We start from the raw sequence: 26334 nt of genomic DNA on the forward strand, positions 1-26334 counted from the left end.
GGCCCTCCGCGGGAAAGGACACGATCATGGCGCCCGGTGGGAACCGCGGCTGGCTGCTCCGCCTCGTCATCGCCTTCGGCTTCGCGCAGGGGGCGGTGTCGATGGCCCGGCCCGCCGTCTCCTACCGGGCCCTCGCGCTGGGCGCCGACGAACGGGCGGTCGGCGTCATCGCCGGTGTGTACGCGCTGCTGCCGCTGTTCGCCGCCGTTCCGCTGGGCCGCCGCACCGACCACGGCCGCTGCGCGCCGCTGCTGCCCGTCGGTGTCGTCCTCATCGCCGGGGGCTGCGCACTGAGCGGTGCCGCCGGGTCCCTGTGGACGATGGCCCTGTGGAGCGGCGTCATGGGCCTCGGGCACCTCTGCTTCGTCATCGGCGCCCAGTCGCTGGTCGCACGCCAGTCCGCGCCGCACGAACAGGACCGCAACTTCGGCCACTTCACCATCGGCGCCTCGCTCGGCCAGCTGATCGGCCCCGTCGCGGCGGGCGCGCTCATCGGCGGCCCCGACATGGCCGGCAGCAGCGCGCTCGCCCTGCTGGTGGCGGGCGCGGGCGCGGCGGTCGCCTTCACGTCCCTGTGGCGCATCGAGCACCCGGGCGCCGCCGTCTCCCGTGCGGAACGGGGCACGCGCGTCCCCGTGAGCGGCATCCTGCGCTCCCGGGGTGTGCCCGCGGGCATCCTGATCAGCCTGTCCGTGCTCTCCGCGACCGACATCCTCACCGCCTACCTGCCGGTGGTCGGCGAACACCGGGGGATCTCCCCGGCCGTGATCGGCGTACTGCTCAGCGTGCGGGCCGCCGCGACGATCGCCTGCCGACTGGTGCTGACGCCTCTGCTGCGACTGCTCGGCCGCACGGTGCTGCTCACCGTCACGTGTCTGCTGGCCGCCCTGCTGTGCGCCGGGGTCGCGCTGCCGGTGCCGGTGTGGGCGCTCGCCCTGATGCTGGTCGTCCTCGGGTTCTGCCTGGGCGTCGGCCAGCCGCTGTCCATGACCACCGTCGTGCAGGCGGCCCCCGACGAGGCGCGCTCCACGGCCCTCGCACTGCGCCTGACCGGCAACCGCCTCGGCCAGGTAGCCGCCCCCGCCGCCGCGGGCCTGGTCGCGGGCGTCGCGGGCGTGGCCGCGCCGTTCGTCATGCTCGGCGCACTGCTCCTGCTCTCCTCGGGCGTCGCCCTGCGGGCCCCCTCGGCGGGGCCGACCGACCGGCCGAGGGCGCCCGTGGGGCAGGATGTCGCGGACCGGGCCGGTGCCGGCCGGCCGTGCCGGGAAAGGAAGGGGTGAGCATGATCCTGCTCCTGCTGTGCGTGGTCCTGCTCCTCGCGGTCGGCGGATGCGCCTGTGTCGTGTGGGCGGCCCGCGGCGGCCCGTCCTGGACCCGCGCGGTGGCGAAGACGACCCTGGTGGCGGGCGAGCTGGTGCGCTCCTCCGGCCGCTCCGGCCGATCGAGCGGCCGGAGCGGCGCGGACGACGACTCCGGCGGCTCGTCGGACGGCTGAACGACGACGGACCCGGTGGCCGAGCCGACGACCGGGCTGCCTTGATCACCCAGTGAGACGCTCCAGGCCCTGAATCCGGCCGTCCGCTTTCTCACCAGATGGACGGTCCTCCGAGATGTCGTCCGGTGTCTTCCCCCGGCCGGGCACAGTCCGTTAACTTCCGTGACTCACACGCCCCGTACGACCCGCACGAGGGCGACCGACCGCGGAGCACCAGCGCTCAGTGAGCCCCGGGGGCACCTCCATGACACGCGCCATCTCCCTGCACGACGTGAGCAAGACCTACGCGCGAGGCGTCCGCGTGGTGGACCGGCTGTCGCTGGACATCGCGCCGGGCGAGTTCCTCGTCCTGCTCGGTCCCTCCGGCTGCGGCAAGTCGACCGTGCTGCGCATGATCGCCGGGCTCGAGGAGATCACCGAGGGGGAGCTGTCGCTGGACGGCGCGTACGCCAACGACCTGCTCCCGGCCGAGCGGCGGATGGCGATGGTCTTCCAGAACTTCGCCCTGTACCCCAACATGACCACCCGCGGGAACATCGGCTTCCCGCTGCGCGTCGAGGATCCGCAGACCGACCACACCCCCCGCGTGGACGCCACCGCCCGGATGCTGGGCATCGAGGACCTGCTCGACCGCTTCCCCGCCCAGCTCTCCGGCGGGGAACGCCAGCGGGTCGCCATGGGCCGGGCCATCTCCCGCCACCCCACCGCCTTCCTCATGGACGAGCCGCTGTCCAACCTCGACGCCAAGCTCCGCAACCACCTGCGCGCCGAGATCACCCGGCTCACCCGGGAACTGGGCGTCACCACGATCTACGTCACCCACGACCAGTCCGAGGCCATGTCCCTCGGCGACCGCGTCGCCGTCCTGCGCGGCGGGGTCCTCCAGCAGGTGGACACCCCGCGCGCCGTCTACGCCCTGCCGCGCAACGTCTTCGTCGCCGCCTTCATCGGCACCCCGCGCATCAACCTGCTGCGCGGCCTGGTGCGCGCGCCGCTGGACGGGGCGATGACCATCAGTCTGGGCAAGCAGTTCCTGCGCCTGCCCGAACCGCTCTCGCTGGACCACCAGTTGCTCCGCGTCCAGCAGGGCCGCGAGGTGATCGTGGGCCTGCGCTCGGAGGCGGTGCGGATCGCGAAACCCTCGTCCGCCCGCCCCGGCGAGGTGCTGCTCACCGGGCTCGTGGAACACGTCGAGTTCCAGGGGCACGAGATCCTCGTGCACTTCAACACCGGTTCGCAGCCGGCCGTCGTGCCCGACCTGGAGGCGCCGCGCCCCGCCACCCGCCCGGTCAGGCGGCGACGCCGCGACGGCACGGTCCTGGACCGGCTGAGGGAACGCGCGGGCGCCCTGCGCGCCGGGCCGGTCGTCGTGATGGACGAACCCGAGGAACCCGGACCCGCGGTCGCCGCGCCCGACGGCCGCCTCCCCGGCGACCTGATCGTCCGGACCACCCCCGACATCGACCTCCGCCACGGCATGCAGGTGCCCCTCCTCGTCGACCTCGCCCATCTGTTCGTGTTCGACCAGCACGGCGACCGCATCTGCCCCGCCCCGGCGCGGCTGCCCGAGCTGGAGGAGTGACCCCGCCGATATCGCGCACGCCGGAAGGGTGACCCGCGCCACCATCGGGGCAGCCCCTGGTGCCGTAAAACTATCGGCGCTAGTTTGGGCCGCACGACGAGGCCCGCCCGGAAGGAACGCGATGAAGGCACACGACGGCATGTACATCGACGGGGCCTGGCGCCCCGCCGGCACCCGGGACACGATCGAGGTCGTGAACCCGGCCGACGAGCAGGTGATCGGCCGCGTCCCCGCCGGCAACGCCCTGGACGTCGACACCGCCGTACGGGCCGCACGCGCCGCCCTGCCCGGCTGGGCCGCCACGCCGCCGGCCGAGCGCGCCGCCCGCCTGGCCGCGCTGCGGGACGTCCTGGTGGCCCGCAAGGACGAGATCGCCGAGACCGTCACCGCCGAACTCGGCTCCCCGCTGAAGTTCTCGCAGGCCGTGCACGCCGGCGCCCCGATCGCGGTCGCCGGCTCCTACGCCGAGCTGGCGGCGACGTACGCCTTCGAGGAGAAGGTCGGCAACTCCGTCGTCCACCACGAGCCGGTCGGTGTGGTCGGCGCCATCACTCCATGGAACTACCCGCTCCACCAGATCGTCGCCAAGGTCGCCCCGGCGCTCGCGGCCGGCTGCACGATCGTGCTGAAGCCCGCCGAGGACACCCCGCTCACCGCCCAGCTCTTCGCCGAGGCCGTGCACGAGGCGGGCGTCCCCGCCGGTGTCTTCAACCTGGTCACCGGCCTCGGCCCGGTCGCCGGTCAGGCCCTCGCCGAACACCCCGGCGTCGACCTGGTCTCCTTCACCGGCTCCACCGCCGTGGGCCGCCGGATCGGCGCCACCGCGGGCGCCGCGGTCAAGCGGGTCGCCCTCGAACTCGGCGGCAAGTCCGCCAACGTGATCCTCCCGAGCGCCGACCTCGCCAAGGCGGTCAACGTCGGCGTCGCCAACGTCATGTCCAACTCCGGCCAGACGTGCAGCGCCTGGACCCGCATGCTGGTCCACCGCGACCACTACGACGAGGCCGTGTCGCTCGCCGCCGAGGCCGCCGCGAAGTACGGCGACCGGATCGGACCGGTCGTCAACGCCAAGCAGCAGGAGCGGGTGCGCGGCTACATCGACAAGGGCGTCGCCGAGGGCGCGCGCCTGGTCGCGGGCGGCCCCGAAGCGCCGCGCGAGCAGGGCTACTTCGTCAGCCCCACGGTCTTCGCCGAGGTGACCGAGGAGATGACCATCGCCCAGGAGGAGATCTTCGGCCCCGTCCTGTCCATCCTGCGCTACGAGGACGAGGACGACGCCCTGCGCATCGCCAACGGCACGGTCTACGGCCTCGCGGGTGCCGTCTGGGCCGGGGACGAGGCCGAGGCGGTCGCCTTCGCCCGCCGGATGGACACCGGCCAGGTCGACATCAACGGCGGCCGGTTCAACCCGCTGGCGCCCTTCGGCGGCTACAAGCAGTCCGGCGTGGGCCGCGAGCTGGGCGCCCACGGCCTCGCCGAGTACCTCCAGACCAAGTCCCTCCAGTTCTAGCCCGCAGGGGAGCCCCCACCTCATGGCCGTCCGTACCGCAGTCCGCGCCGCCGTCGTACCCGCCATCGGTGCCCCGCTGGAGGTCACCGGGATCGAACTGCCCGAGCCCGGCCCGGGGCAGGTCCGGGTGAAGCTCGCCGCCGCCGGGGTCTGCCACTCCGACCTTTCCCTGTCCAACGGCACGATGCGCGTGCCGCTGCCCGCCGTCCTCGGCCACGAGGGCGCCGGCACCGTCGTCGCCGTAGGCGAGGGCGTCACCCGTGTCGCCCCCGGCGACGACGTCGTCCTCAACTGGGCGCCGTCCTGCGGCTCCTGCCACGCCTGCACGCTCGGCGAGGTCTGGCTGTGCGCGAACGCCCTGGCCGGCGCCGCCGACGTGCACGCCCGCCGCGCCGACGACGGCACCGACCTGCACCCCGGCCTGAACGTCGCCGCGTTCGCCGAGGAGACGGTCGTGTCCGCGTCCTGCGTCCTGCCCGCCCCCGAGGGCATCCCGCTCACCGAGGCCGCGCTCCTCGGCTGCGCCGTCCTCACCGGCTACGGCGCCGTCCACCACTCGGCGCGGGTCCGCGAGGGCGAGACGGTCGCGGTCTTCGGCGTCGGGGGAGTGGGCCTTGCCACCCTCCAGGCGGCACGGATCGCCGGGGCGTCGACGATCGTCGCCGTCGACGTGTCCCCCGAGAAGGAGGAGCTGGCCCGCGCCGCGGGCGCCACCGACTACCTCCTCGCCTCCGACACCACCGCCCGCGAGGTCCGCGCCCTCACCGGCAAGCAGGGCGTGGACGTCGCCGTCGAGTGCGTCGGCCGCGCGACCACCATCCGCACCGCCTGGGAGTCCACCCGGCGCGGCGGCCGCACCACGGTCGTCGGCATCGGCGGCAAGGACCAGCAGGTCACCTTCAACGCCCTGGAGATCTTCCACTGGGGCCGCACCCTGTCCGGCTGCGTCTACGGCAACGCCGACCCCGCCCGGGACCTCCCGGTCCTCGCCGAACACGTCCGCGCCGGCCGCCTCGACCTCGGCGCGCTGGTCACCGAACGCATCGCCCTGGACGGCATCCCGGCGGCCTTCGAGAACATGCTGGCGGGCAAGGGCGGGCGGGCACTGGTGGTCTTCTGACACCCGCCGGGGCGTGGGCGGGGCCGGGACACGCGTCCCGGCGGGGCGGGACGCGTCCTACGCCCGCCCCGCGTCCTCGCGTCGCTGTCCCGTCGTGGGCTCGGCAGGTCCCGGGGGCGTGGCCGCACGCCCGCGCGACCGGGACACCGCCACGCCCGCCAGGCACAGCGCCCCGCCCGCCAGGGTGAGCAGCCCCGGCACCTCGCCCAGCGCCAGCCACGACATCAGGACGACCAGGGCGGGCACCGCGTACGTGGTCGCGCCCATGCGGCCGGCCGTCGTCCGGGCCAGCGCGTACGCCCACGTCGTGAACGCCAGCGCGGTCGGGAACACGCCCAGGTAGACCATGTTGAGCGTCGCGGAGACGGGCGCGCCCGCCGCCTCCCGCACGAGCTGCCCCGTGAACGGCAGGCAGAGCACCGCGCCGACCAGGCAGCCGAACGTCGTCACCTGAAGGGCGCTCGCGTGCGCCAGCGCGGGCTTCTGCGCGACCACCCCGCCCGCGTACGCCATCGCGGCCAGCAGGCACAGCACCACCCCGAACAGCGAGGACCCGCCCTCGCCCGACATGGACAGGCCCACGGTCACCGCACCGGCGAACGACACCGCCATCCCGGCCAGCAACCGCGGCGGCAGCGCGTCGCCCAGCAGCCGGGCGCCGAGCAGCGCGATGAGGATCGGACCGACGTTCACCACGAGGGCGGCCGTGCCCGCGTCCACCCGCTGCTCGCCCCAGTTCAGGACGACCATGTAGAAGCCGAACCACAGCAGCCCCGACAGGACGATCCCGCGCCAGGCCGCCCGCGGCGGCATCCCCTCCCGGCGCAGCAGACAGAGCACGCCGAGCGTCAGGGCCCCCGACAGCAGCCGCCCGAGGGCCAGCGCTCCCGGTGAGTAGGCGTCGCCCGCGCTGCGGATGGAGACGAAGGCGGAGGCCCACAGCACGACGGTGACCGTGGCCGCGCCGGCCGCGAGCAGTTCCGGACGGCGGTGCGAGGAGGCGCGAGGGGACGTGGGGGCGGTGCTCATCATGCTCCCGAGGTCAGGCAGCGGAAAGTCGCTCCCGCTGGCGGATTTACGGACTGTGAGTCCGGGGCCGATGCCGGTGCCGGACACGGTGGGCCCGGTGTCGGTGTCGACGCCGGACCCGGTACCGACGGTGACGCGGTGCCCGCAGCTCAGCGCAGGGCAACCGCGTCGATGCCCAGCAGTTCGGACAGCGCCCGCTCTCCCGCGGGCGTCACCTTCACCGCCCGCTCCGAACCGATGCGCAGGCACCAGCCCGCGTTCAGGGCGTGCCGGCACAGCGCCGCGCCGGCCACACCCGCGAGATGGGGACGGCGTTCCGTCCAGTCCAGGCAGGCCCGGGCCAGCGGCCGGCGACCGGTGGGCCGCAGCGGGATGCCGGCGGCGTCGAACCAGCCGAGACCCGCGTCCGTGAGTGCGAAGCCGGTGTCCTGGCGCAGCAGCCCGCGTCCGGTCAGCGCGTCGGTCACCGCGATGCCGAGCCGCCCGGCCAGATGGTCGTAGCAGGTGCGCCCCCGGGCCATCGCGGACCCGGCGCTGGACGCCCGCAGGGTGCGCGGACGGCGGGCGGCGGCCTGCGGGGCCACCTGCGCCGCCAGGTCCTCCACCAGCTGCGCCACCCGGTCGTCGGCCAGCCGCACGTACCGGTGCCGCCCCTGCCGTTCCTCGGCGAGCAGCCCGCCCGCGACGAGCTTGCCCAGGTGCTCGCTCAGCGTCGACGCGGCGACCCCGGCGTGCCGGGCCAGCTCACCGGCGGTCCACGCCCGCCCGTCCAGCAGCGCCAGCAGGCAGGCGGCGCGTGTCTCGTCGGCGATCAGCCCGGCCAGGCGGGCGAGCCCGGGTGCCCCGGCGTCCTTCTCGGTCATGCGTCCCAGGATGCGCCACGCACGGTTCGGCGGGCACCGAAGTGTCGCAGGTGCCCCTCAGGCGTCCTGCGCGACCTGCGCGTACTGCTGCGCCAGCCCGTCCAGCAGCGCCGTCAGGCCGGTCTCGAAGGCGCGCTCGTCGATCTTCTCCTGCTGCTCCGCCAGAAGGTGGGCCTGCTGGAGGTGCGGGTAGTCGGCGGGGTCGTAGGCGCCGGCGTCGTCCACGAAGCCGCCGGCGAAGGAGCCGAGTGCCGAGCCCATGATGAAGTACCGCATCAGCGCGCCGATCGAGGTGGCCTGCGCCGGCGGCCAGCCCGCCCGGACCATCGCGCCGTAGACCGCGTCCGCGAGGTGCAGCGCGGCCGGGCGGCGGCCGGGACCGTGGGCCAGCACCGGCACGATGTTGGGGTGGTCGCGCAGCGCCGTCCGGTACGAGACGGCCCACTCGTGCAGCGCGGTCCGCCACTCCCGGCCGTCCTCGAACATCGACAGGTCGACCTGCGCGCTCACCGAGTCGGCGACGGCCTCCAGGATCTCGTCCTTGGTACGGAAGTGGTTGTAGAGCGAGGGCCCGCTGACCCCCAGTTCCGCGGCCAGCCGGCGCGTGGAGACGGCCGCCAGGCCCTCCGCGTCCACCAGGGCGCGGGCCGTCTCGACGATCCGGTCGGTGCTGAGCAGGGGCTTGCGCGGTCGGGCCATGGCGCACATAGTAGGGCTGCGGCTTTAAACTAGCAGTGCTAATTTAAAGGTCCGGCCTTCAAGATCCGTCTTCTGTGGGGTGACTCGGCATGAATCTGGAGCTCAGCGAGGAGCAGAGCGCCGTACGGCAGCTCGCGCGGGACTTCGTGGCGCGCGAGATCGCCCCGCACGTGGTCGCCTGGGACCGCGCCGAGGAGGTGGACCGGGGGATCGTGAAGAAGCTCGGCGAGGTCGGCTTCCTCGGCCTCACGATCGACGAGGAGTACGGCGGGTCCGGCGGCGACCACCTCGCCTACTGCCTGGTCACGGAGGAGCTGGGGCGCGGTGACAGCTCCGTGCGCGGCATCGTCTCCGTCTCCCTCGGCCTGGTCGCCAAGACCGTCGCCGCCTGGGGGAGCGAGGAGCAGAAGCGGCGCTGGCTGCCGGGGCTCACCTCCGGCGAGTACGTCGGCTGCTTCGGCCTCACCGAGCCCGGCACCGGGTCGGACGCGGGCAGCCTCTCCACCCGTGCGGTGCGCGACGGCGACGACTACGTTCTCAACGGCACCAAGATGTTCATCACCAACGGCACCTGGGCCGACGTCGTCCTGCTCTTCGCCCGCTCCACCGACGCCCCCGGGCACAAGGGCGTCTCCGCCTTCCTCGTGCCCACCGACACCCCCGGCCTGACCCGTCGCACCGTCCACGGCAAACTGGGGCTGCGCGGCCAGGCCACCGCCGAACTGGTCCTGGAGGACGTCCGGGTCCCCGCCTCGGCGATGCTGGCGCCCGAGGGCAAGGGCTTCACGGTCGCCATGTCGGCCCTCGCCAAGGGGCGGATGTCGGTCGCGGCCGGCTGCGTCGGCATAGCCCAGGCCGCGCTGGACGCCGCCGTGAGGTACGCGGGGGAGCGCGAGCAGTTCGGGAAGACCATCGCCCACCACCAGCTGGTCCAGGAGCTGATCAGCGACATCGCCCTCGACGTGGACGCGGCCCGGCTGCTGACCTGGCGGGTCGCCGACCTGATCGACCGCGGACAGCCCTTCACGGTCGAGTCCTCCAAGGCCAAGCTCTTCGCCTCGGAGGCCGCCGTCCGCGCCGCCAACAACGCCCTCCAGGTCTTCGGCGGCTACGGCTACATCGACGAGTACCCGGCCGGCAAACTGCTGCGCGACGCCCGCGTGATGACCCTCTACGAGGGCACCAGCCAGATCCAGAAGCTGGTCATCGGGCGCGCGCTCACCGGGGTCTCGGCCTTCTGAGCGCCGGCCCCGGGCGCGGATTCTGAGTACCCGGACTGAGTACCGCGGCGGATGTGGCCCCGGCCGCGTCCGCCGATCCTTTTCCCATGAGTGAGACTCCGGTCAAGCAGCAGACCACGGCGGCCTTCTACGGCCAGGCCGTGGCGTCGTTCGCGGTGGCCATGGCCGCCACCGCCATCGGCATCTACCAGCTCCAGGCGAACGCGTGGGTGCGCGGCTTCCTCGCCATCGCCGTCCTGTACCTGGTCACCTCCGCCTTCACACTCGCCAAGATCATCCGGGACCGCCAGGAGGTGGGCCAGATCGTGAGCCGGGTGGACCAGGCGCGGCTGGACAAGATCCTCGTCGAGCACGACCCCTTCCACCAGAGCGGCGGCGCCCCGGCGCAGCAGCGACCCTGACCCGGAACGACGCCCCCCGGCACCCGCCCGGACCTCGTCCGCCGGGCAGCCCCTAAGCGCCCGCTCAGCTTCGGCGGTATGGTGGTGCTCCTGTCACCGAGAGGGGCGAACGAGCGATGAGTACGGCGGCCGAGACGACGGGCGGCGACATCGAGCCGTGGGAAGAGGTCACGCCTGACGCGGCCCGGCGGCTGCTGGTCGCCGCCGTGGAGGCGTTCGCCGAGCGCGGGTACCACGCGACCACCACCCGCGACATCGCCGGGCGGGCCGGCATGAGCCCGGCCGCGCTCTACATCCACTACAAGACCAAGGAAGAGCTGCTGCACCGCATCAGCCGGATCGGCCACGACCGGGCGGTGGGCATCCTGCGGACGGCCGCCCAGGGTGAGGGCGGCGCCACCGAGCGGCTCGCCGACGCCGTGAGCTCCTTCGTGCGCTGGCACGCCGGCCGGCGCACCACCGCCCGGGTGGTGCAGTACGAGCTGGACGCGCTCGGCCCCGGGGCACGCGAGGAGATCCTCGCGCTGCGCCGCCAGTGCGACGCCGCCGTGCGCGGCATCATCGAGGACGGCGTGGCGACGGGCGAGTTCGACGTGCCGGACGTCAAGGGCACGACGCTGGCCGTGCTGTCGCTCTGCATCGACGTGGCCCGCTGGTTCAACGTGAACGGCCCACGGACGCCCGACGAGGTCGGCGCGCTCTACGCCGACCTCGTCCTGCGGATGGTGGGGGCGGAACCCGCCGGCTCCGCTCAGAGGTAGTAGCGGGAGACCGACTCGGCGACGCACACCGGCTTGTCGCCGCCCTCGCGCTCCACGGTGAACGCGACGCTCACCTGGATGCCGCCGGTGACGTCCTCGACGCCGGTGATCGTCGCCGTGGCGCGCAGGCGCGAGCCGACCGGCACGGGGGAGGGGAAACGGACCTTGTTGGTGCCGTAGTTGACACCCATCTTCACGCCCTCGACCCGGATGAGCTGCGGACCGAAGAGCGGCAGCAGCGACAGGGTCAGATAGCCGTGTGCGATCGTGCCGCCGAAGGGGCCCGCGGCCGCCTTCTCGGGGTCCACGTGGATCCACTGGTGGTCCCCGGTCGCCTCGGCGAACAGGTCGACCCGCTTCTGGTCGACCTCCAGCCAGTCGGTGTACCCGAGCTGCTCGCCCACCGCCGCCTTCACCTCGTCGGCGGACGCGAAGATCCTCGGCTCTGCCATGTCCCGGCCTCCCAAGTCGTACTGGTCCCAGCGAATCCGTATCAGTCTAAGCGACTGCTTAGCATGCTGGTAGGGGGAGTCCATGTCAACGGACCGGACGGGTGACGGGGTCGGTAGGCTTCGAGAGGTGCCCCAGATTCCCGAGAAGATCCACGAGCTCACGGTCGGCCAGCTCGCCGCGCGCAGCGGTGCCGCCGTCTCCGCCCTGCACTTCTACGAGTCCAAGGGACTGATCAGCAGTCGCCGCACCTCGGGCAACCAGCGTCGCTTCGGCCGTGACGCGCTGCGCCGGGTCGCCTTCGTCCGCGCCGCTCAGCGCGTGGGCATCCCGCTGGCCACGATCCGCGAGGCGCTCGCCGCGCTGCCGGAGGAGCGCACGCCGACCGAGGAGGACTGGGCCCGGCTCTCCGAGTCCTGGCGCTCCGAACTGGACGAGCGCATCAAGCAGCTCAACCGGCTGCGCGACCACCTCACGGACTGCATCGGCTGCGGCTGCCTGTCCCTGGAGACCTGCGTCCTGTCCAACCCCGACGACGTCTTCGGCGAACGCCACACCGGCTCCCGCCTGCTCGTGGAGCGCCGGGGGAGCGCCACCACCCCCACCACCGGCGGCGGCCGGCCGGGTCCCGCGCGGGACCGCGGCGAGTGACGGCGTGGTGAGTCGCGCGGGCCGACGGGGTGTCAGCCGGCGCCCCGGCGGGCCGAGGTCCACTCCGCCAGCGCCGCGGTGACCAACTCGGCGTTGGAGGCGGCCCGGGTGCCGTCGGGCAGCGACAGGGTGTCCTCCAGGCCGATCCGGGTCGCCAGGCCCAGCCGGCCGGCCAGGCGCAGCACCGGCCAGGCGCCGCCGTCCTCACCGTGCAGCAGGACGGGGCGGCCGTACGCCGTGCCGAGCCCGGTCAGCAGGGCGCGCGCCGAGTCCCGAGCGGTCGCCGGGTCGGTGTCCGTCACCTCCCCGAGGACCCGCAGCACCCGGGGCCCGAGCGGTGAGCGCAGGAAGCGCGCCGCACCGTCCGTGCCGGACCAGATGCCCGCCTCCACCGCGACCCCGCGCCCGATCAGCGCGACGGCGACCTCCTCGGCGCCCGGCTCGTGCCAGTTGACCGAGGCGTGGTCGGGCAGCACCGACCAACTCCGTATCCGCGCCACCCGGGCCGCCGGGTCGGGCTCGGCCCAGGCGCCCGTCGTGACGCCCACCGGCACCGACGACGGCACCCGCGCCCTGATCGCCTCCAGCGCCGCCGCGAGCACCCGCGGCGACAACGTGTCCCGCCCGCACGGCGTCTTCGGGTGGACATGGACGTCATCGGCCCCGGCCGCGACCGCTTCGGCCACCGACTCGGCGACCGCCTCCGGCGACAGCGGCACCACCGCGCCGTCGGCGCTGCCCCGCGCCCCGTTCACACACAACTGCACGATTCCCCCATGGTGCCGGACGCCACCGGCAACGCCCGCCGGACCGTGAACCGGCCATTCCACCGGGGGTGCGGCATCCCCGGCACACCCCCGCGGCGGCTAGGCCGACATCAGCAACCGGTCCCGGCGGGCGTCCGCCCGCGCGTCCGGAGTCAGGACGGGCCGCGGCACGAGGATCCCGCAGTCCGCGCAGACGGGGCCCGTCGAAGGCTCGTGGTCCAAGTCGTACTTCCAGAACAGGCGTTCCCCGTCGCACACCGGGCAGACCGAGCCCGGCTCGCGCTCCAGTGCCGCGATCAGCCGGCGCAGCACCTCCGCCAGCGGCCCGTCGGGGTGGACCCGGGGATCGTCGCACCAGGCCACCCCGAAACCGCCCCAGGTCAGCCGGTGCCAGTCGTCCACGCTGCCCGGCCTGCGCAGCCCGTCGTGCTTCTCCTTCTTGCGCCGCTCGGCGAATCCGGCCTCGTAGGCCAGCCACACCGAACGCGCTTCCTCCAGCTCCTCCAGTGCGGCCACGAGCCGCGCTGGGTCGGGAGAGCGGTCCTCGGGACCGAACCCGGCCCGGGAGCAGAGATGATCCCAGGTCGCCCTGTGCCCATAAGGGGCAAAACGCTCAAGACACTTGCGCAGTGAGTAGCGCCGCAGCGCCAGGTCACACCGTGGATCGCGGACCTGTCTCGCCAGACTTCGGAAACCGGCCATCGCCCTGCACCTCCGTCACATCTGCACCTGTACTTCGGTCACTTCGGCGTCGTCGAGGAGACGTCGCCGAATAGACGTATCGACAACCGATTCGGCTCCATCCGATTTCCGATGCCCCTCATCCGCCGATCCATCCGCTTCCAAAAAGTGACGCATGTTCACCTTCCCACTCGGGGGATACCGGCGGTAACGTCCCGCCACACCCTCGTCGGGAGGAGCTGCCATGCCACGGCGCACCCCACGCAACGCCCTTGACGGACTGAGAACTCCCCGCGGCTTCCACGGGTTCCTGAAGACCGCATCCGTATGCGCCCTCATTGCCGGAGTTTTGTCCCCCCTTTCCCCGGCGATGGCCGCCGGGACCGGGCCCGCCGAGGCCGCGGCCGCCCGGGCCGCCGCCGACGACCACTGCGGCGGGCAGTGTTCCGACATCCTGCCGCCCGGGCAGAACGGCAACGCGACGCTCGCCCAGATCCTCCTCAACCAGGCGTTCGGCACCCAGCCCGCGCACGCCGAGGACCAGCTCGGCCCGTACGCGAAGCTGGCCACCGGCTACTCCGGCCTCACCAACGACAAGATCAACGACTTCTTCAACGACGCCTCCTTCGGCGTCCCCGCCGGTCAGGCCGCCTCCACCGTCCGCCCCGCCGGACGCGACGACGTGACCATCGTCCGGGACAAGAAGACCGGCGTACCGCACATCACCGGCACCACCCGCTACGGCACCGAGTTCGGCGCCGGCTACGCCGCGGCCCAGGACCGGCTCTGGCTCATGGACCTCTTCCGCCACGTCGGACGCGGCCAGTTGACCCCGTTCGCGGGCGGCGCCCCCGCCAACCAGGGTCTGGAGCAGCAGTTCTGGCGCAGCGCTCCGTACACCGAGGCCGACCTGGAGGCGCAGATCGAGAGCGCCGCCGCCAAGGCCGGTGAGCGCGGCGAGCTGGCCCTGGCCGACGTGGACGCCTACGTCGCCGGCGTCAACGCCTACATCGACGCCTCCGACAAGGGCCGCTACTTCCCCGGTGAGTACGTCCTGACCGGCCACAAGAACGCCGTCACCAACGCCGGCACCATCGATCACTTCCAGCGCAGCGACCTCATCGCGCTCGCCTCCGTCATCGGCTCCCTCTTCGGCGCCGGAGGCGGCGGCGAGGTCAACAACGCGCTCTCCCTCCTGGCCGCCCAGGAGAAGTACGGCGTCGCCGAGGGTACGAAGGTCTGGGAGTCCTTCCGCCAGCGCAACGACCCGGAGGCCGTCCTCACCCAGCAGGACGGCAGCTTCCCGTACCTGCCCACCCCGGCCGACCCGCAGGGCCGCGCCCTGCCCGACGCCGGGTCCGTCCAGGCGGAGCCACTGGTGTACGACCGCACCGGCAGCGCCGGCGCGGCGGGCGCGACCGGCGCCTCCGCGAAGGCTGCGGACACGGCCGTGACCTCGGCGCGGCGCGGCATGTCCAACGCCCTGGTGGTCAGCGGCGAGCACACCGCGAGCGGACACCCGGTCGCCGTCTTCGGACCGCAGACCGGCTACTTCGCCCCGCAGCTGCTGATGCTGCAGGAGATCCAGGGCCCCGGCATCAGCGCCCGCGGCGCCTCCTTCGCCGGACTGAGCATGTACGTCGAGCTCGGCCGGGGCCAGGACTACGCCTGGAGCGCGACGACCTCGGGCCAGGACATCATCGACACCTACGCGGTCGAGCTGTGCCAGGACGACTACCACTACCTCTACCGCGGCACCTGCACCCCCATGGAGAAGGTCGAGCGGCGCAACGCCTGGAAGCCGACCGTCGCCGACTCCACCGCGGCCGGCTCCTACACGATGCGCGTCTGGCGCACCAAGTACGGCCCGGTCGAGTCACGCGCCACGGTCGGCGGCAAGAAGGTCGCCTACACGACCCTGCGCTCCTCCTACCTCCACGAGGCCGACTCGATCATCGGCTTCCAGATGCTGAACGACCCGGACTACCTGAACGGTCCCGAGCGCTTCCAGGGCGCCGTCCAGCACATCAACTACACCTTCAACTGGTTCTACGCGGATTCCGAGCACACCGCGTACTACAACAGCGGCGACAACCCGGTGCGGGCGAACGGCGTCGACGCCGAGTTCCCGGTCTGGGCACGCCAGGCGTACGAGTGGCAGGGCTGGGACGCGGCCGCCAACACCGCCCGGTACACCGGCGCCTCGGCCCATCCGCAGTCGGTCGACCAGGGCTACTACGTCTCCTGGAACAACAAGCAGGCCAGGGACTACCCGGCCGCCTCCTGGGGCAACGGCTCCGTCCACCGCGGCAACCTCCTCGACGACCGCGTGAAGAAGCTGGTCGCGGCCGGCGGCGTCACCCGCACCGCGCTGGTCGGGGCCATGGCCGAGGCGGGCCTGGCCGACCTGCGGGCCGAGGACGTCGTGCCCGACCTGCTGAAGGTGGTCGAGTCGGCGCCGGTGACCGACCCGGCGGCGAAGTCGGCCGTGGACGGGCTCAAGGCCTGGCTGTCCGCGGGCGGCCTGCGCACGGAGACCTCGGCGGGCTCGAAGAAGTACGCCCACGCCGACGCGATCCGCACCCTGGACGCCTGGTGGCCGCTGCTGGTGAAGGCCGAGTTCGAACCCGGGCTCGGCAGCGACCTGTACACCGCGTTCACCCGGAACCTGCCCGTCGACGAGTCCCCGTCCGCCGCCCACGGCCCGACCGGCGCGCACGCCGGCAGCGCCTTCCAGTACGGCTGGTGGAGCTATGTCGACAAGGACGTCAGGTCCGTGCTCGGCGAGTCCGTCAAGGGCCCGCTGGCACACCCGTACTGCGGCGACGGCGACCTCGCCGCCTGCCGGGACACCCTGGTCAGCACCCTCAAGGAGGCGGCGGGCCGCACGGCCGCCCAGGTCTACCCCGGCGACGACAACTGCTCGGCCGGGGACCAGTGGTGCGCCGACTCGGTGATCCACCGGACCCTCGGCGGCGTCAAGCACGGCGGCATCAGCTGGCAGAACCGGCCGACCTACCAGCAGGTCGTGGAGTTCACCTCCCACCGGTGACCGGCCGGCAGCGGCCTCAGCGGTAGAGCAGGTACTGGCGGCGGGTCCTCCGGAACGCCGCCAGTTCCCTCTCCCAGCCGTCCACCACCTCGTCGGTGTCCGCGCCCGCGTCGATCATCGTGCGCACCTGCGTGGAACCGGTGAGCTTGTCGATCCAGTTGTCCGACCGCCAGGCGAAACCGTCCCAGGTCCGCTTCGCGGTCACCAGCAGGGCGATCCCGGTGCGCACCGGGTCGAACGCGGCCCGGTCGTGCACATGGAGCTGCACACCCCCGACGGTCTTCCCCTGGAACTTGGAGAAGGTTGGGGCGAAGTACGCCTCCCGGAAGCGCACCCCCGGCAGGCCGGCCTCGTTCGCGGCGGCGGCCCAGGCCCCGTCGATCCCCTCGGCGCCCAGCAGCTCGAACGGGCGGGTGGTGCCGCGGCCCTCGGAGAGGTTCGTGCCCTCGAACAGACAGGTCCCCGAGTACACCAGTGCGCACTCCGGCGTCGGCATGTTCGGGCTCGGCGGCACCCAGGGCAGCCCGGAGGTGTCGTAGAACTCCGAGCGCCTCCAGCCCGTCATCGTCACCGTCTCCAGCGGCACCGGCGACGTCAGGAACTCGCCGTTGAAGAGCAGCGCCAGCTCCGCGACCGTCATGCCGTGCGCCTGCGCGATCGGCTGCCGTCCGACGAAGGTCGCGAACTCCTTGTGCAGGACCGGCCCGAGGGCCGCCCGCCCGGTCACCGGGTTCGGCCGGTCCAGGACCACGAACCGCTTGCCCGCGAGCGAGGCCGCCTCCATGCAGTCGAACAGCGTCCAGATGTACGTGTAGAAGCGCGCGCCCACGTCCTGGATGTCGAAGACGACCGTGTCCACGCCGGACGCCGTGAACACGTCCGCGAGCGGCTGCCCGCTCTTCAGGTACGTGTCGTAGACCGGCAGCCCGGTGGCGGGGTCGTCGTAGCGGCCCTCGGAGCCGCCCGCCTGCGCCGTGCCCCGGAAGCCGTGCTCGGGCCCGAAGACGGCCGTCAGGTTCACCCGGCCGTCGGCGTGCATGACGTCGACGATGTGGCGCACGTCCCGGGTGATGCCGGTCGGGTTGGTGACGATGCCGACCTTCTGCCCGTCGAGCGGGGCGTAGCCGCCGTCGGCGAGGCGCTCGAAGCCCGTGCGCAGCCGGCGGCCCCCGTGCCCCGCAGGGGCCGCGTGTGCCGGGCCCGCCGACGCGGCGGCGGTGGTGCCGGCCGCCACCGCGGCCGTCGTGGCGAGCAGGTTCCGTCTGGACAGCGTCATGCGGTGACCTCCGTGATCGCGGCGGGTGTCATGCGCACGCACGCTAACCCGCACCCCGGGGCCCGGGGAATGGAGTAGACCGCGGTTCGCCTCTTCCGTACGACATACCGACTGGTTAGTCTGGCGCTGCGGCGGGGCCGCCGCGGGGTGTCGCCGGCGGCGCCGTGCCGCTTCACAGCCGCGCCGTGGTGTGCCGCAGTCGAACCGCGGCCGGCGGGCCGCAGTCGTGCCGAAGGAGACCGATGGTGGAAGCCGTGCAGGATGCCGGAGTCGTCGTCACCGGGGCGGGAGGCGGCATCGGGGCCGCGCTGGCCCGGCGCTTCGCCGCCGAGGGGGCCCGGGTCGTCGTCAACGACCTGGACGCCGACCGGGCCGAGGCCGTCGCCGACGAGATCGGCGGCATCGCCGTCCCCGGTGACGCCTCCGCGGTCGTCACCGAGGCCCGCGAGGCGCTGGGCGGCACCGTCGACGTGTACTGCGCCAACGCGGGCGTCGGCTCGGGCGGTACGGAGGCCGCCGAGGAGGCGGTCTGGGCACTGGCCTGGGACGTCAACGTCATGGCCCACGTCCGCGCGGCCCACGAGCTGATCCCCGACTGGCTGGAGCGCGGCAGCGGCCGCTTCGTCTCCACCGTCTCCGCCGCCGGACTGCTCACCATGATCGGCGCCGCCCCCTACAGCGTCACCAAGCACGGCGCGTACGCCTTCGCCGAGTGGCTGTCCCTGACCTACCGCCACCGCGGGATCAAGGTCCACGCCATCTGCCCGCAAGGGGTGCGCACCGACATGCTCACCGCCAGCGGCAGCGCGGGCGACCTGGTGCTGCGGCCCACCGCGATCGAACCGCGGGACGTGGCGGACGCCCTCTTCAAGGGCATCGAGGAGGACCGCTTCCTGATCCTGCCGCACCCCGAGGTCGCCGAGTACTACCAGGCCCGGGCCACCGAACCCGACCGCTGGCTGCACGGGATGAACCGGCTCCAGCGGCAGTGGGAGGAGGCGACGGCCCGATGACCGGCTCCCGCTACGCGGACAGGCCCTGGCTCGGCCTGCTGACCGACGCGCAGAAGGCCCCGCTCGACCCCGACGCCTCCCTCGTCCACGCCCTGCGCCGGGCCGCCGCCGAGGTGCCCGACCGCGTCTTCCTCGCCTACTTCGACGGCCGCCTCACCTACCGCGAGGTGGACGAGCTGAGCGACTCCGTCGCCGGGCACCTCGCCGCGCGCGGCCTGGAGCGCGGCGACCGGGTCGCGGTCCTGCTGCAGAACTCCCCGCACTTCGTGCTCGCCGTGCTGGGCGCGTGGAAGGCGGGGGCGGTCGTCGTGCCCGTCAACCCGATGTACAAGTCGGGGGAGGTCGGCCACGTCCTGCGGGACGGCGAGGTGGCCGCCCTGATCTGCTCCGACCGTGCCTGGGCGTCGTACCTGCGCGAGACGGCCGCCGGCTCGCCGGTGCGGATCGTGCTCACCGGGTGCGAGCTGGACTTCCAGACCCGCGGGGACGCGCGCGTGCTGACGTTCGAGCGGCAGCCGGACGCCCCCGACGCCGACGACCTCGCCCGGGTGGCCCGCGCCGGCCACCGGGCACCCGGGGGCCGTGACCCGGAGCCCGGTGACACCGCGCTCATCAGCTACACCTCGGGCACCAGCGGCACCCCCAAGGGCGCCACCAACACCCACCGCAACATCATGTACAACGCCGAACGGCAGCGCACCGGGCTCGGTCTGCCCGCGGCGCCGGTCTACTTCGCGCTGGCCCCGCTGTTCCACATCACCGGCATGGTCTGCGAGTTCGGGGCCTGCCTCAACAGCGTGGGCACCCTCGTCCTGGCGTACCGGTTCGAGGCGGGAGTCGTCCTCGACGCGTTCGCCGAGCACCGGCCGCACTACACGGTCGGGCCGTCCACGGCCTTCATGGCGCTCGCCGCCCACCCCTCGGTCACCCGAGAGCACTTCGCGTCCTTCGCCAACATCTCCTCGGGCGGCGCCCCGCTGCCGCCCGCCCTGGTGGAGAAGTTCCGCGCGGGCTTCGGCCCGTACATCCGCAACGGCTACGGACTCACCGAGTGCACCGCGCCCTGCGCCTCCGTACCGCCACACCTGGAAGCCCCCGTGGACCCCGTCTCCGGGACCCTGGCCGTCGGCGTGCCCGGGCCCGAGACCGTCGTGCGGATCGTCGACGAACAGGGCGCCGAGGTGCCGTTCGGGGAGCAGGGCGAGATCGTCGTCAGCGGGCCGCAGGTCGTCCCGGGCTACTGGCGCCGCCCGGACGCCACCGCCGAGACCTTCCCCGGCGGCGAGCTGCGCACCGGCGACATCGGCTTCATGGACGCTCGGGGCTGGCTCTACGTCGTCGACCGCAAGAAGGACATGATCAACGCCTCCGGCTTCAAGGTCTGGCCGCGCGAGGTCGAGGACGTGCTCTACACCCACCCCGCGGTGCGCGAGGCCGCCGTCGTCGGCGTGCCGGACGGGTACCGCGGGGAGACCGTCAAGGCGTACATCAGCCTCCGGCCGGGCGCCGACACGGCCCCGGACGCCCTCGTCGCGTACTGCGAGGAGAGACTGGCCGCCTACAAATACCCGCGTCAGGTGGAGATCCTGCCCGAGTTGCCGAAGACGGCGAGTGGGAAGATCCTCCGTCGGGAACTGCGTTCCGGAAGCAGCGGGACGCAGCAGTGAACGGACAGTGAAACGGAAAGGCAGGTGACGGCAGTGCCCAGGACCACGGACGGGGACGGCACTCCGGTGCCGCAGCGGCTCCTGGCCGCCGCCACCCGGCTCTTCGCCGAGCAGGGCTACGACCGCACCTCGGTACAGGAGATCGTCGAGGCGGCGGGCGTCACCAAGGGCGCGCTCTACCACTACTTCGGGTCCAAGGACGACCTGCTGCACGAGGTGTACGCGCGCGTGCTGCGCCTCCAGCAGGAACGCCTGGACGCCTTCGCGGACGCCGACGAGCCGGTCGAGCGGCGGGTGCGGGACGCGGCGGCCGACGTCGTCGTCACCACCATCGACAACCTCGACGACGCGTCGATCTTCTTCCGCTCCATGCACCAGCTCAGCCCGGAGAAGAACAAGCAGGTGCGGGCGGAGCGCCGGCGCTACCACGAGCGCTTCCGCGCGCTCATCGAGGAAGGCCAGCGGACCGGCGTCTTCACCAAGGAGACCCCGGCCGACCTGGTGGTGGACTACCACTTCGGGTCCATCCACCACCTGTCCACCTGGTACCGCCCGAACGGCCCGCTCAGCCCGCAGGAGGTCGCCGACCACCTCGCCGATCTGCTGCTGCGGGCCCTGCGTCCCTGAGACGCCCCCGAGGCGACGGGCCCCCGGGGCGGCATCCCCGGGGGCGTCGCCCGCTCAGCGGTACTTCTTGATCTCCCGGCGGGCCAGCGAGCGCTGGTGCACCTCGTCGGGGCCGTCGGCGATCATCAGGGTCCGCGCACCCGCGTACAGCTCGGCCAGCGGGAAGTCCTGGCTCACGCCGCCCGCGCCGTGCAGCTGGATCGCCCGGTCGATGATGTCGACCACCGCGCGGGGCGTGGCGATCTTGATGGCCTGGATCTCGGTGTGCGCGCCCCGGTTGCCGACGGTGTCCATAAGCCAGGCGGTCTTCAGCACCAGCAGCCGCAGCTGCTCGACGGTGACCCTGGCGTCCGCGATCCAGTTGTGGACGACGCCCTGCTGGGCCAGCGCCTTGCCGAAGGCCTCGCGGGACACGGCGCGGCGGCACATCAGCTCGATCGCGCGCTCGGCCATGCCGATCAGCCGCATGCAGTGGTGGATGCGGCCGGGGCCGAGCCGGGCCTGGGCGATGGCGAAGCCGCCGCCCTCCTCGCCGATCAGGTTCGACACCGGCACGCGCGCGTGGTCGAAGGTCACCTCGGCGTGGCCGCCGTGGTAGTGGTCCTCGTAACCGAAGACCTGCATGGCCCGGTTCACCGTCACCCCGGGCGTGTCGCGCGGGACCAGCACCATCGACTGCTGGCGGCGGATGTCCTCGCCGTCCGGGTCGGTCTTGCCCATCACGATGAAGATCTTGCAGTCCGGGTTCATCGCCCCGGAGATGTACCACTTGCGCCCCGTGACGACGTACTCGTCGCCGTCGCGCTCGATGTGCGTGGTGATGTTCGTGGCGTCCGAGGAGGCCACGTCCGGCTCCGTCATCGCGAACGCCGAACGGATCTCCCCGGCGAGCAGCGGCTCAAGCCACTGCTTTCGCTGCGCCTCGTCGGCGAACTGGGCCAGCACCTCCATGTTCCCGGTGTCCGGCGCCGCGCAGTTCGTCGCCGTCGGCGCCAGCTGCGGGCTGCGGCCGGTGATCTCGGCGAGCGGGGCGTACTGGAGGTTGGTGAGACCGGCACCGTGCTCGGCGTCGGGCAGGAACAGGTTCCACAGGCCCTGGCGGCGGGCCTCGGCCTTGAGGTCCTCCACGACCTGCGGGGTGTCCCACGGGGAGGCGAGCCGGGCGCGCTGCTCGTGGGCGACCTGCTCGGCCGGATAGACGTACTCGTCCATGAAGGCGAGCAGCCTTGCGCGGAGTTCCTCGGTCTGTGCGTCGTACGCGAAGTCCATGGCGGGTCAGCCCTCCTGAAGGGTGGTCAGGCCGTGCTCGATGAAGACGGGGACGAGGTCGCCGATGCGGTCGAAGCCGCGGCCGACCGTCTGGCCCAGCGTGTAGCGGTAGTGGATGCCCTCCAGGATCACGGCGAGCTTGAACCACGCGAACGCCGTGTACCAGGCGACCGTGGAGACGTCGCGCCCCGAGCGCGCCGCGTACCGCTCGATCAGCTCGGCGGGGGCCGGGTGGCCGGGTGCCTGTGCGGTGGTGGAGACGGGGGAGTCGGGCATGCCCAGCGGGCTGCTGTACATCACCAGCAGCCCGAGGTCGGTCAGCGGATCGCCGAGCGTGGACATCTCCCAGTCGAGGATCGCCCGGATCTCGTCGTCCTCGCCGCCGATCAGGACGTTGTCGAGGCGGTAGTCGCCGTGCACGACGGCCGGGGCGGGGGAGCGCGGCAGCTCCCGGCCGAGAGTGGCGTGCAGCTCGTCGATCCCGGCCAGGTCGCGGTTGCGGGAGGCGTCGAGCTGCTTGGCCCAGCGGCGCAGCTGGCGGTCCAGGAAGCCCTCCGGGCGGCCGAAGTCCGCGAGGTCCACCTCGACGGGGTCCACCGCGTGCAGCCCGACCAGCGTGTCGACCAGGTTCAGCACGGCGGCGCGGGTGCGCTCGGGACCGAGGGGAGCGAGCTGCTCGGCGGTGCGGTACGGGGTGCCCTCCACGAACTCCATCACGTAGAAGGGCGCCCCGAGCACCTCCTCGTCCTCGCACAGGAGTACCGGGCGCGGCACGGGCACGTCGGTGGGATGCAGGGCGCTGATGACGCGGTGCTCGCGCCGCATGTCGTGCGCCGTGGCCAGCACGTGGCCGAGCGGCGGGCGCCGTACGACCCAGCGGGCCGCCCCGTCCGAGACGGCGTAGGTGAGGTTCGACCGTCCGCCCTCGATCAGCCGGCCGGACAGCGGGCCGGTCACCAGACCGGGCCGCTCGCGGTCGAGCAGAACGCGCAACCGGTCGAGATCGAGTCCGGGCGGGTGGTCGGGGCTCATCGTCGCTCCCTGGGGCAGGTGAACAGTACCTCCCACATGATGCCGACCGGTCGGTATGCCGTCCAGTGGGCGGGCGGAACGTGATCGGTGTTACGGGTGGTCCGGCGGCGTGCTGGTCTCGCCCTCAGAGGACGAGGAGCGCCCCGCAGAGCGCGAGGGCGAGCGTGCACAGTGCCGCGGCGGCGGCGTGCGGCGGGGTGAGGGCGCGGGGCCGGTCCGCAGCGGCGAGGGCGCGGATGCGTCCGTGGGCGATACGGAGGAAGGCCAGCCACAGGGCGCAGCTCAGGGCGGCGGCGAGCACCGAGAGGGTCGTCGCCCCGCCGTGCAGCGCGGCCTTCGCGGCGAGCACGGCGACGACGGTGCCGGACAGGGTGGTGCGGCGCCAGGCGAGCCGGGTGCGCTCGGGCTGCAGCCCGGGGTCACGGTCCCGCGCACCCGCGTCGGCGCCGCTCACCCTCAGCCCTCCCAGCCGACGAGGACCACGACGACCATGACCACGGCCACCACGGCGACGACCAGGCTCAGCAGCACCGGGAAGCGGGAGACCGGGAGGTCCTCGCCCCGGCGCATGGCGCGCTCGCAGCGCGCCCAGTGGTTCACGGCCCGCAGCGAGCACAGCACACCGGCGGCCAGCAGCGCGAGCGCGAGCCCGACCCGCCAGCCCCAGCGCAGGTCGGGCAGGAACTGGTCCACCGCGAAACCGCCGCCGATCAGGGCGAGGGCGGTGCGCAGCCAGGCCAGGAACGTCCGCTCGTTGGCCAGCGAGAAGCGGTAGTCGGGGGTGCCCCCTTCCTGCCGCACCTCCGCAGGCACGAACCACAACCGGACGCTCCGCACGAAATCGATCACCCGGGGACCCTATCCGGCCTCCGCCGCGGATGCCTGCGGCGCCTGTGCGGGGTGGTGGGGGTGTGTGGTGCCTGCGGCGCCTGTGCGGGGTGGTGGGGGTGTGTGGTGCCTGCGGCGCCTGTGCGGGGTGGTGAGGGTGCGGCCTGCGCGGTGTGTGCGGTGGGTGGTGCGGGGCCGCGCCGGGGGTGTTCGTCCTCGGAACGGCGCGGAATCGGTCACTTGAAAAGGCTCGGGACGTTGACGCGCCAACCGCTGCGGGCGAACACCCCCCGACGCGTCCCCTTCCCGCCGTACGCGGCTCTCCCGCCGCGCCGCCAACGTCTCCGCCGCGGGCCGTCGTGCCCACACCCCGCCTAGTCCGTTTCGTTTGGATCATCAGGCTGACCACATGAAGATGCCTGCGATATGGAGCCCGGCCAGATGGATCGTGGCGGTCTTCTCGTAGCGGGTAGCAATACCGCGCCATTGCTTGAGGCGGTTGATGCAGCGCTCGATGGTGTTGCGTTGTTTGTATGCCTGTGCCATCAGCGCGGTGAAGATCCGCTCCCTAGGTGCCGTCCACGGTCCACATCCGCAGTCGGTTGCGCCCCGCCAGTTGCCGTACCACCCTGGCAGGTGCACCCATTGCGAGCCGGTCTGGAACTTGAAAGCGATCGCGTCGATCACCTCTCGATGGTCACGCCACCGTCCACCCCGCTTGGCGACCGGTCCGGAAACAACGGCTCGATCCGCGCCCACTGGGCGTCAGTCAACGACACAACCAGGCCAACGATCAGATGACCCGAACGAAACGGGCTAACCGTGGTCAGAGGGAGCGCTCACGTCCCAGACGATGTAGTGGTATCGGTTCCCGCCGTCTCCGAGGCCCAGCCACTCGACGGCCGCCAGGTGGTTCGCGCTGGTCGGCATGCAGAACCATGCCCCTTCCAGGCCGGCGACCATCCACCCTGTTGATGACGAATTGTCGAGTGCTTTCGCACAGGTCTTTGGAGTTGCCCCCTGCGAGGTATCGGCCACACGCCCGTTCATGGCCGAGAATTCGTCGCCGCCGTTCCATGCCATGTCGGGATTCTTCACCGACACTCCGACCGTGCCGTGCTCGAGATCGGCGCTGTATCCCTTGAGGAGCGTGAAATCCCCTGTCCTGAGGATCTTCACCGACGCGTTCGAGGGCGACGGCGACGGGGGCAACGTGGTCACGACATCATCGGCAGGCGTCTCACTGGGATCGGCGGTCACCGACCTCTCGGGTGTCGGCAACCCCCGAGACCCTGTCGACGACGGAACGGGCGCGCCGCGCGACGAACTGGTCCCTGACTGTGCGATCAGCGTGACGACCAAGCCGAGCACCGGGATCAAAATGCCGACGACCCACCACGCCCACTTCGGTGGCACATGACCGGGCTCCGGAGGTATGGGCTGTGGTGGTCGCGACGGCATCGGTGAGTGTGAACGTGTCCCGTCCGGCTCGCCCGTCACGGCCCGTACACCCCCGTATTCAGTTCCGCGCCCTCGTCTGAAGATCCTCACCGTACACAGCTGATCGAGTGCATGCCATGAATTTCAGCCTGCCTGCCTCGAACAGCGACATGGCCTCGCCCTCGCTGCGAAATAGCGCTGCATGCCTGACTGTTCCAAACACCGCAGGGTGATCCAAACGAAACGCTCCAGCTGCGGGCAGTCGTGCCGCTGGGGCGGCACGGGTGGGCGCAGCGGCACCCCGCAACGCCGGGCCGCCTCCCGCGGTCAGCCCTACGCCGGGTCACCGCTCGGCGCCGGTCCGCTCAACCCCCGCCAGGCCCGCAGCCGCGCATACGCCGACAAGCCGTCCGGTACGAACTCCCACTCCCCGAGCCGGCCCTCCAGCTCCGCCTCCGGCAGGAACCCGTACCAGGCCACCTCCTCCACCTGAGGAGACACCGCCCCCGTCACCCGCACCTCGTACACCGCCGACCACCACGTCCGCCCCGCCCCGTCGTCGTACAGGAACTTGAACAGGAACGACGGCCGAGGCAGCCCGCTCACCCCCAGTTCCTCCTCCGCCTCCCGCAGCGCCGCGTCGTCGTACGACTCGCCCGCGCCCACCACCCCGCCGACGAACATGTCGTACAGGGCGGGAAACACCAGCTTCGTCGCCGTGCGGCGGTGGACGAAGACCCGGCCCCCGGGGTCCCGGGCCCACACGAAGACGCACCGGTGCCGCAGCCCCTCCGCGTACGCGTCGCCCCGCCGGGCCTGCCCGACGATGCGGTCGTTCTCGTCGACGACGTCGAGGATCTCGTCAGCAGAACTCATGCGC

The 26334-nt window shown here is 72.6% G+C and carries 26 protein-coding genes and 1 pseudogene; 14 read left to right on the plus strand and 13 right to left on the minus strand.

What is annotated here, in order from left to right; all coding sequences use genetic code 11:
• Nucleotides 1–26: 26 nt before the first annotated feature.
• From EV562_RS18650 to EV562_RS18670, 5 genes are all read left to right on the plus strand, one after another.
• Complete coding sequence (locus EV562_RS18650) at nt 27–1280, plus strand: MFS transporter (RefSeq protein ID WP_133887944.1); 1254 nt, start codon at nt 27–29, stop codon at nt 1278–1280.
• A gap of 2 nt (nt 1281–1282) precedes the next feature.
• On the plus strand, nt 1283–1495 hold the full coding sequence (locus tag EV562_RS18655; protein ID WP_133887945.1) for a hypothetical protein: 213 nt from the start codon (nt 1283–1285) through the stop codon (nt 1493–1495).
• A gap of 244 nt (nt 1496–1739) precedes the next feature.
• Entirely contained in the window at nt 1740–3077 is a 1338-nt protein-coding gene (locus EV562_RS18660; protein WP_133887946.1) for an ABC transporter ATP-binding protein, read from the plus strand.
• A gap of 121 nt (nt 3078–3198) precedes the next feature.
• The gene (locus EV562_RS18665; protein ID WP_133887947.1) at nt 3199–4587 is read left to right on the plus strand and encodes an aldehyde dehydrogenase family protein; all 1389 of its coding nucleotides are present in this window, start codon (nt 3199–3201) and stop codon (nt 4585–4587) included.
• A 22-nt stretch (nt 4588–4609) separates the two neighbouring features.
• Nucleotides 4610–5707, plus strand: coding sequence for a Zn-dependent alcohol dehydrogenase (locus EV562_RS18670; protein WP_133887948.1), 1098 nt, complete (start codon nt 4610–4612; stop codon nt 5705–5707).
• A gap of 57 nt (nt 5708–5764) precedes the next feature.
• Here the strand turns inward: EV562_RS18670 and EV562_RS18675 are convergent, their stop codons facing one another.
• From EV562_RS18675 to EV562_RS18685, 3 genes are all read right to left on the minus strand, one after another.
• Nucleotides 5765–6739 carry a DMT family transporter gene (locus tag EV562_RS18675; protein ID WP_133887949.1) on the minus strand — a complete coding sequence of 325 codons (975 nt, stop codon included), beginning with the start codon at nt 6737–6739 and terminating at the stop codon, nt 5765–5767.
• Nucleotides 6740–6885: 146 nt separating this feature from the next.
• A complete protein-coding gene (locus EV562_RS18680; protein WP_133887950.1) occupies nt 6886–7599 on the minus strand; it encodes a winged helix-turn-helix domain-containing protein in 714 nt (237 codons plus the stop codon).
• A 57-nt stretch (nt 7600–7656) separates the two neighbouring features.
• A complete protein-coding gene (locus EV562_RS18685) occupies nt 7657–8298 on the minus strand; it encodes a TetR/AcrR family transcriptional regulator (protein WP_133887951.1) in 642 nt (213 codons plus the stop codon).
• A gap of 89 nt (nt 8299–8387) precedes the next feature.
• On the opposite strand from EV562_RS18685, the gene EV562_RS18690 reads away from it, so the two are divergent.
• The 3 genes from EV562_RS18690 (at nt 8388) to EV562_RS18700 (ending at nt 10701) form a co-directional block, all read left to right on the plus strand.
• A complete protein-coding gene (locus EV562_RS18690; RefSeq protein WP_133887952.1) occupies nt 8388–9539 on the plus strand; it encodes an acyl-CoA dehydrogenase family protein in 1152 nt (383 codons plus the stop codon).
• Nucleotides 9540–9625: 86 nt separating this feature from the next.
• Nucleotides 9626–9940: a YiaA/YiaB family inner membrane protein gene (locus tag EV562_RS18695; protein WP_133887953.1), complete on the plus strand. Its 315-nt coding sequence runs from the start codon at nt 9626–9628 to the stop codon at nt 9938–9940.
• Nucleotides 9941–10056: 116 nt separating this feature from the next.
• Nucleotides 10057–10701 carry a TetR/AcrR family transcriptional regulator gene (locus EV562_RS18700; protein ID WP_133887954.1) on the plus strand — a complete coding sequence of 215 codons (645 nt, stop codon included), beginning with the start codon at nt 10057–10059 and terminating at the stop codon, nt 10699–10701.
• Here the strand turns inward: EV562_RS18700 and EV562_RS18705 are convergent.
• The gene (locus EV562_RS18705) at nt 10692–11153 is read right to left on the minus strand and encodes a MaoC family dehydratase (RefSeq protein ID WP_133887955.1); all 462 of its coding nucleotides are present in this window, start codon (nt 11151–11153) and stop codon (nt 10692–10694) included. The genes EV562_RS18700 and EV562_RS18705 overlap by 10 nt on opposite strands.
• 127 nt (nt 11154–11280) lie before the next feature.
• Between EV562_RS18705 and soxR the strand changes: the two genes are divergently transcribed.
• The gene (gene soxR, locus EV562_RS18710; protein ID WP_133887956.1) at nt 11281–11802 is read left to right on the plus strand and encodes a redox-sensitive transcriptional activator SoxR; all 522 of its coding nucleotides are present in this window, start codon (nt 11281–11283) and stop codon (nt 11800–11802) included.
• A 32-nt stretch (nt 11803–11834) separates the two neighbouring features.
• On the opposite strand, the gene EV562_RS18715 is transcribed toward soxR, so the two are convergent.
• Entirely contained in the window at nt 11835–12572 is a 738-nt protein-coding gene (locus EV562_RS18715; protein ID WP_166661898.1) for a 3-keto-5-aminohexanoate cleavage protein, read from the minus strand.
• Between the two features lie 96 nt (nt 12573–12668).
• Nucleotides 12669–13271, minus strand: coding sequence for a hypothetical protein (locus tag EV562_RS18720; protein WP_133887958.1), 603 nt, complete (start codon nt 13269–13271; stop codon nt 12669–12671).
• A 223-nt stretch (nt 13272–13494) separates the two neighbouring features.
• Between EV562_RS18720 and EV562_RS18725 the strand changes: the two genes are divergently transcribed.
• Entirely contained in the window at nt 13495–16302 is a 2808-nt protein-coding gene (locus EV562_RS18725) for a penicillin acylase family protein (protein ID WP_166661868.1), read from the plus strand.
• Nucleotides 16303–16318: 16 nt separating this feature from the next.
• Here EV562_RS18725 and EV562_RS18730 read toward each other — a convergent pair whose 3' ends face one another.
• Complete coding sequence (locus tag EV562_RS18730) at nt 16319–17578, minus strand: DUF1343 domain-containing protein (protein WP_208298377.1); 1260 nt, start codon at nt 17576–17578, stop codon at nt 16319–16321.
• A gap of 242 nt (nt 17579–17820) precedes the next feature.
• Here EV562_RS18730 and EV562_RS18735 point away from each other — a divergent pair, with 242 nt between their 5' ends.
• From EV562_RS18735 to EV562_RS18745, 3 genes are read left to right on the plus strand one after another with little or no spacing between them, the layout of a single operon-like run.
• The gene (locus EV562_RS18735) at nt 17821–18591 is read left to right on the plus strand and encodes an SDR family oxidoreductase (protein ID WP_133887961.1); all 771 of its coding nucleotides are present in this window, start codon (nt 17821–17823) and stop codon (nt 18589–18591) included.
• Nucleotides 18588–20258, plus strand: a complete 1671-nt coding sequence (locus EV562_RS18740; protein WP_133887962.1) for an AMP-binding protein — start codon at nt 18588–18590, stop codon at nt 20256–20258. Before EV562_RS18735 ends, EV562_RS18740 begins: the two co-directional genes overlap by 4 nt.
• 33 nt (nt 20259–20291) lie before the next feature.
• Nucleotides 20292–20885, plus strand: a complete 594-nt coding sequence (locus EV562_RS18745) for a TetR/AcrR family transcriptional regulator (protein ID WP_133887963.1) — start codon at nt 20292–20294, stop codon at nt 20883–20885.
• Nucleotides 20886–20939: 54 nt separating this feature from the next.
• Here EV562_RS18745 and EV562_RS18750 read toward each other — a convergent pair whose 3' ends face one another.
• The 5 genes and pseudogenes from EV562_RS18750 to EV562_RS35605 all read right to left on the minus strand — a co-directional run.
• Nucleotides 20940–22154 (minus strand): acyl-CoA dehydrogenase, encoded by a 1215-nt coding sequence (locus EV562_RS18750; protein WP_133887964.1) that lies wholly within the window; start codon nt 22152–22154, stop codon nt 20940–20942.
• Nucleotides 22155–22160: 6 nt separating this feature from the next.
• Nucleotides 22161–23186, minus strand: a complete 1026-nt coding sequence (locus tag EV562_RS18755) for a phosphotransferase family protein (RefSeq protein WP_133887965.1) — start codon at nt 23184–23186, stop codon at nt 22161–22163.
• 124 nt (nt 23187–23310) lie between these two features.
• Nucleotides 23311–23640, minus strand: a complete 330-nt coding sequence (locus tag EV562_RS18760; RefSeq protein ID WP_166661869.1) for a DUF202 domain-containing protein — start codon at nt 23638–23640, stop codon at nt 23311–23313.
• Between the two features lie 2 nt (nt 23641–23642).
• Nucleotides 23643–24035, minus strand: a complete 393-nt coding sequence (locus EV562_RS18765) for a DUF202 domain-containing protein (RefSeq protein ID WP_133887966.1) — start codon at nt 24033–24035, stop codon at nt 23643–23645.
• Between the two features lie 375 nt (nt 24036–24410).
• A pseudogene (locus EV562_RS35605) lies at nt 24411–24548 on the minus strand (IS5/IS1182 family transposase); the annotation flags it as partial.
• A gap of 514 nt (nt 24549–25062) precedes the next feature.
• Here EV562_RS35605 and EV562_RS18780 point away from each other — a divergent pair.
• Nucleotides 25063–25434 (plus strand): hypothetical protein, encoded by a 372-nt coding sequence (locus tag EV562_RS18780; protein WP_133887967.1) that lies wholly within the window; start codon nt 25063–25065, stop codon nt 25432–25434.
• Nucleotides 25435–25787: 353 nt separating this feature from the next.
• Here EV562_RS18780 and EV562_RS18785 read toward each other — a convergent pair whose 3' ends face one another.
• The gene (locus tag EV562_RS18785) at nt 25788–26330 is read right to left on the minus strand and encodes an NUDIX domain-containing protein (protein ID WP_166661870.1); all 543 of its coding nucleotides are present in this window, start codon (nt 26328–26330) and stop codon (nt 25788–25790) included.
• Nucleotides 26331–26334: the final 4 nt, after the last annotated feature.

The sequence above is a fragment of the Streptomyces sp. BK208 genome (assembly GCF_004364245.1).
Classification (GTDB): domain Bacteria; phylum Actinomycetota; class Actinomycetes; order Streptomycetales; family Streptomycetaceae; genus Streptomyces.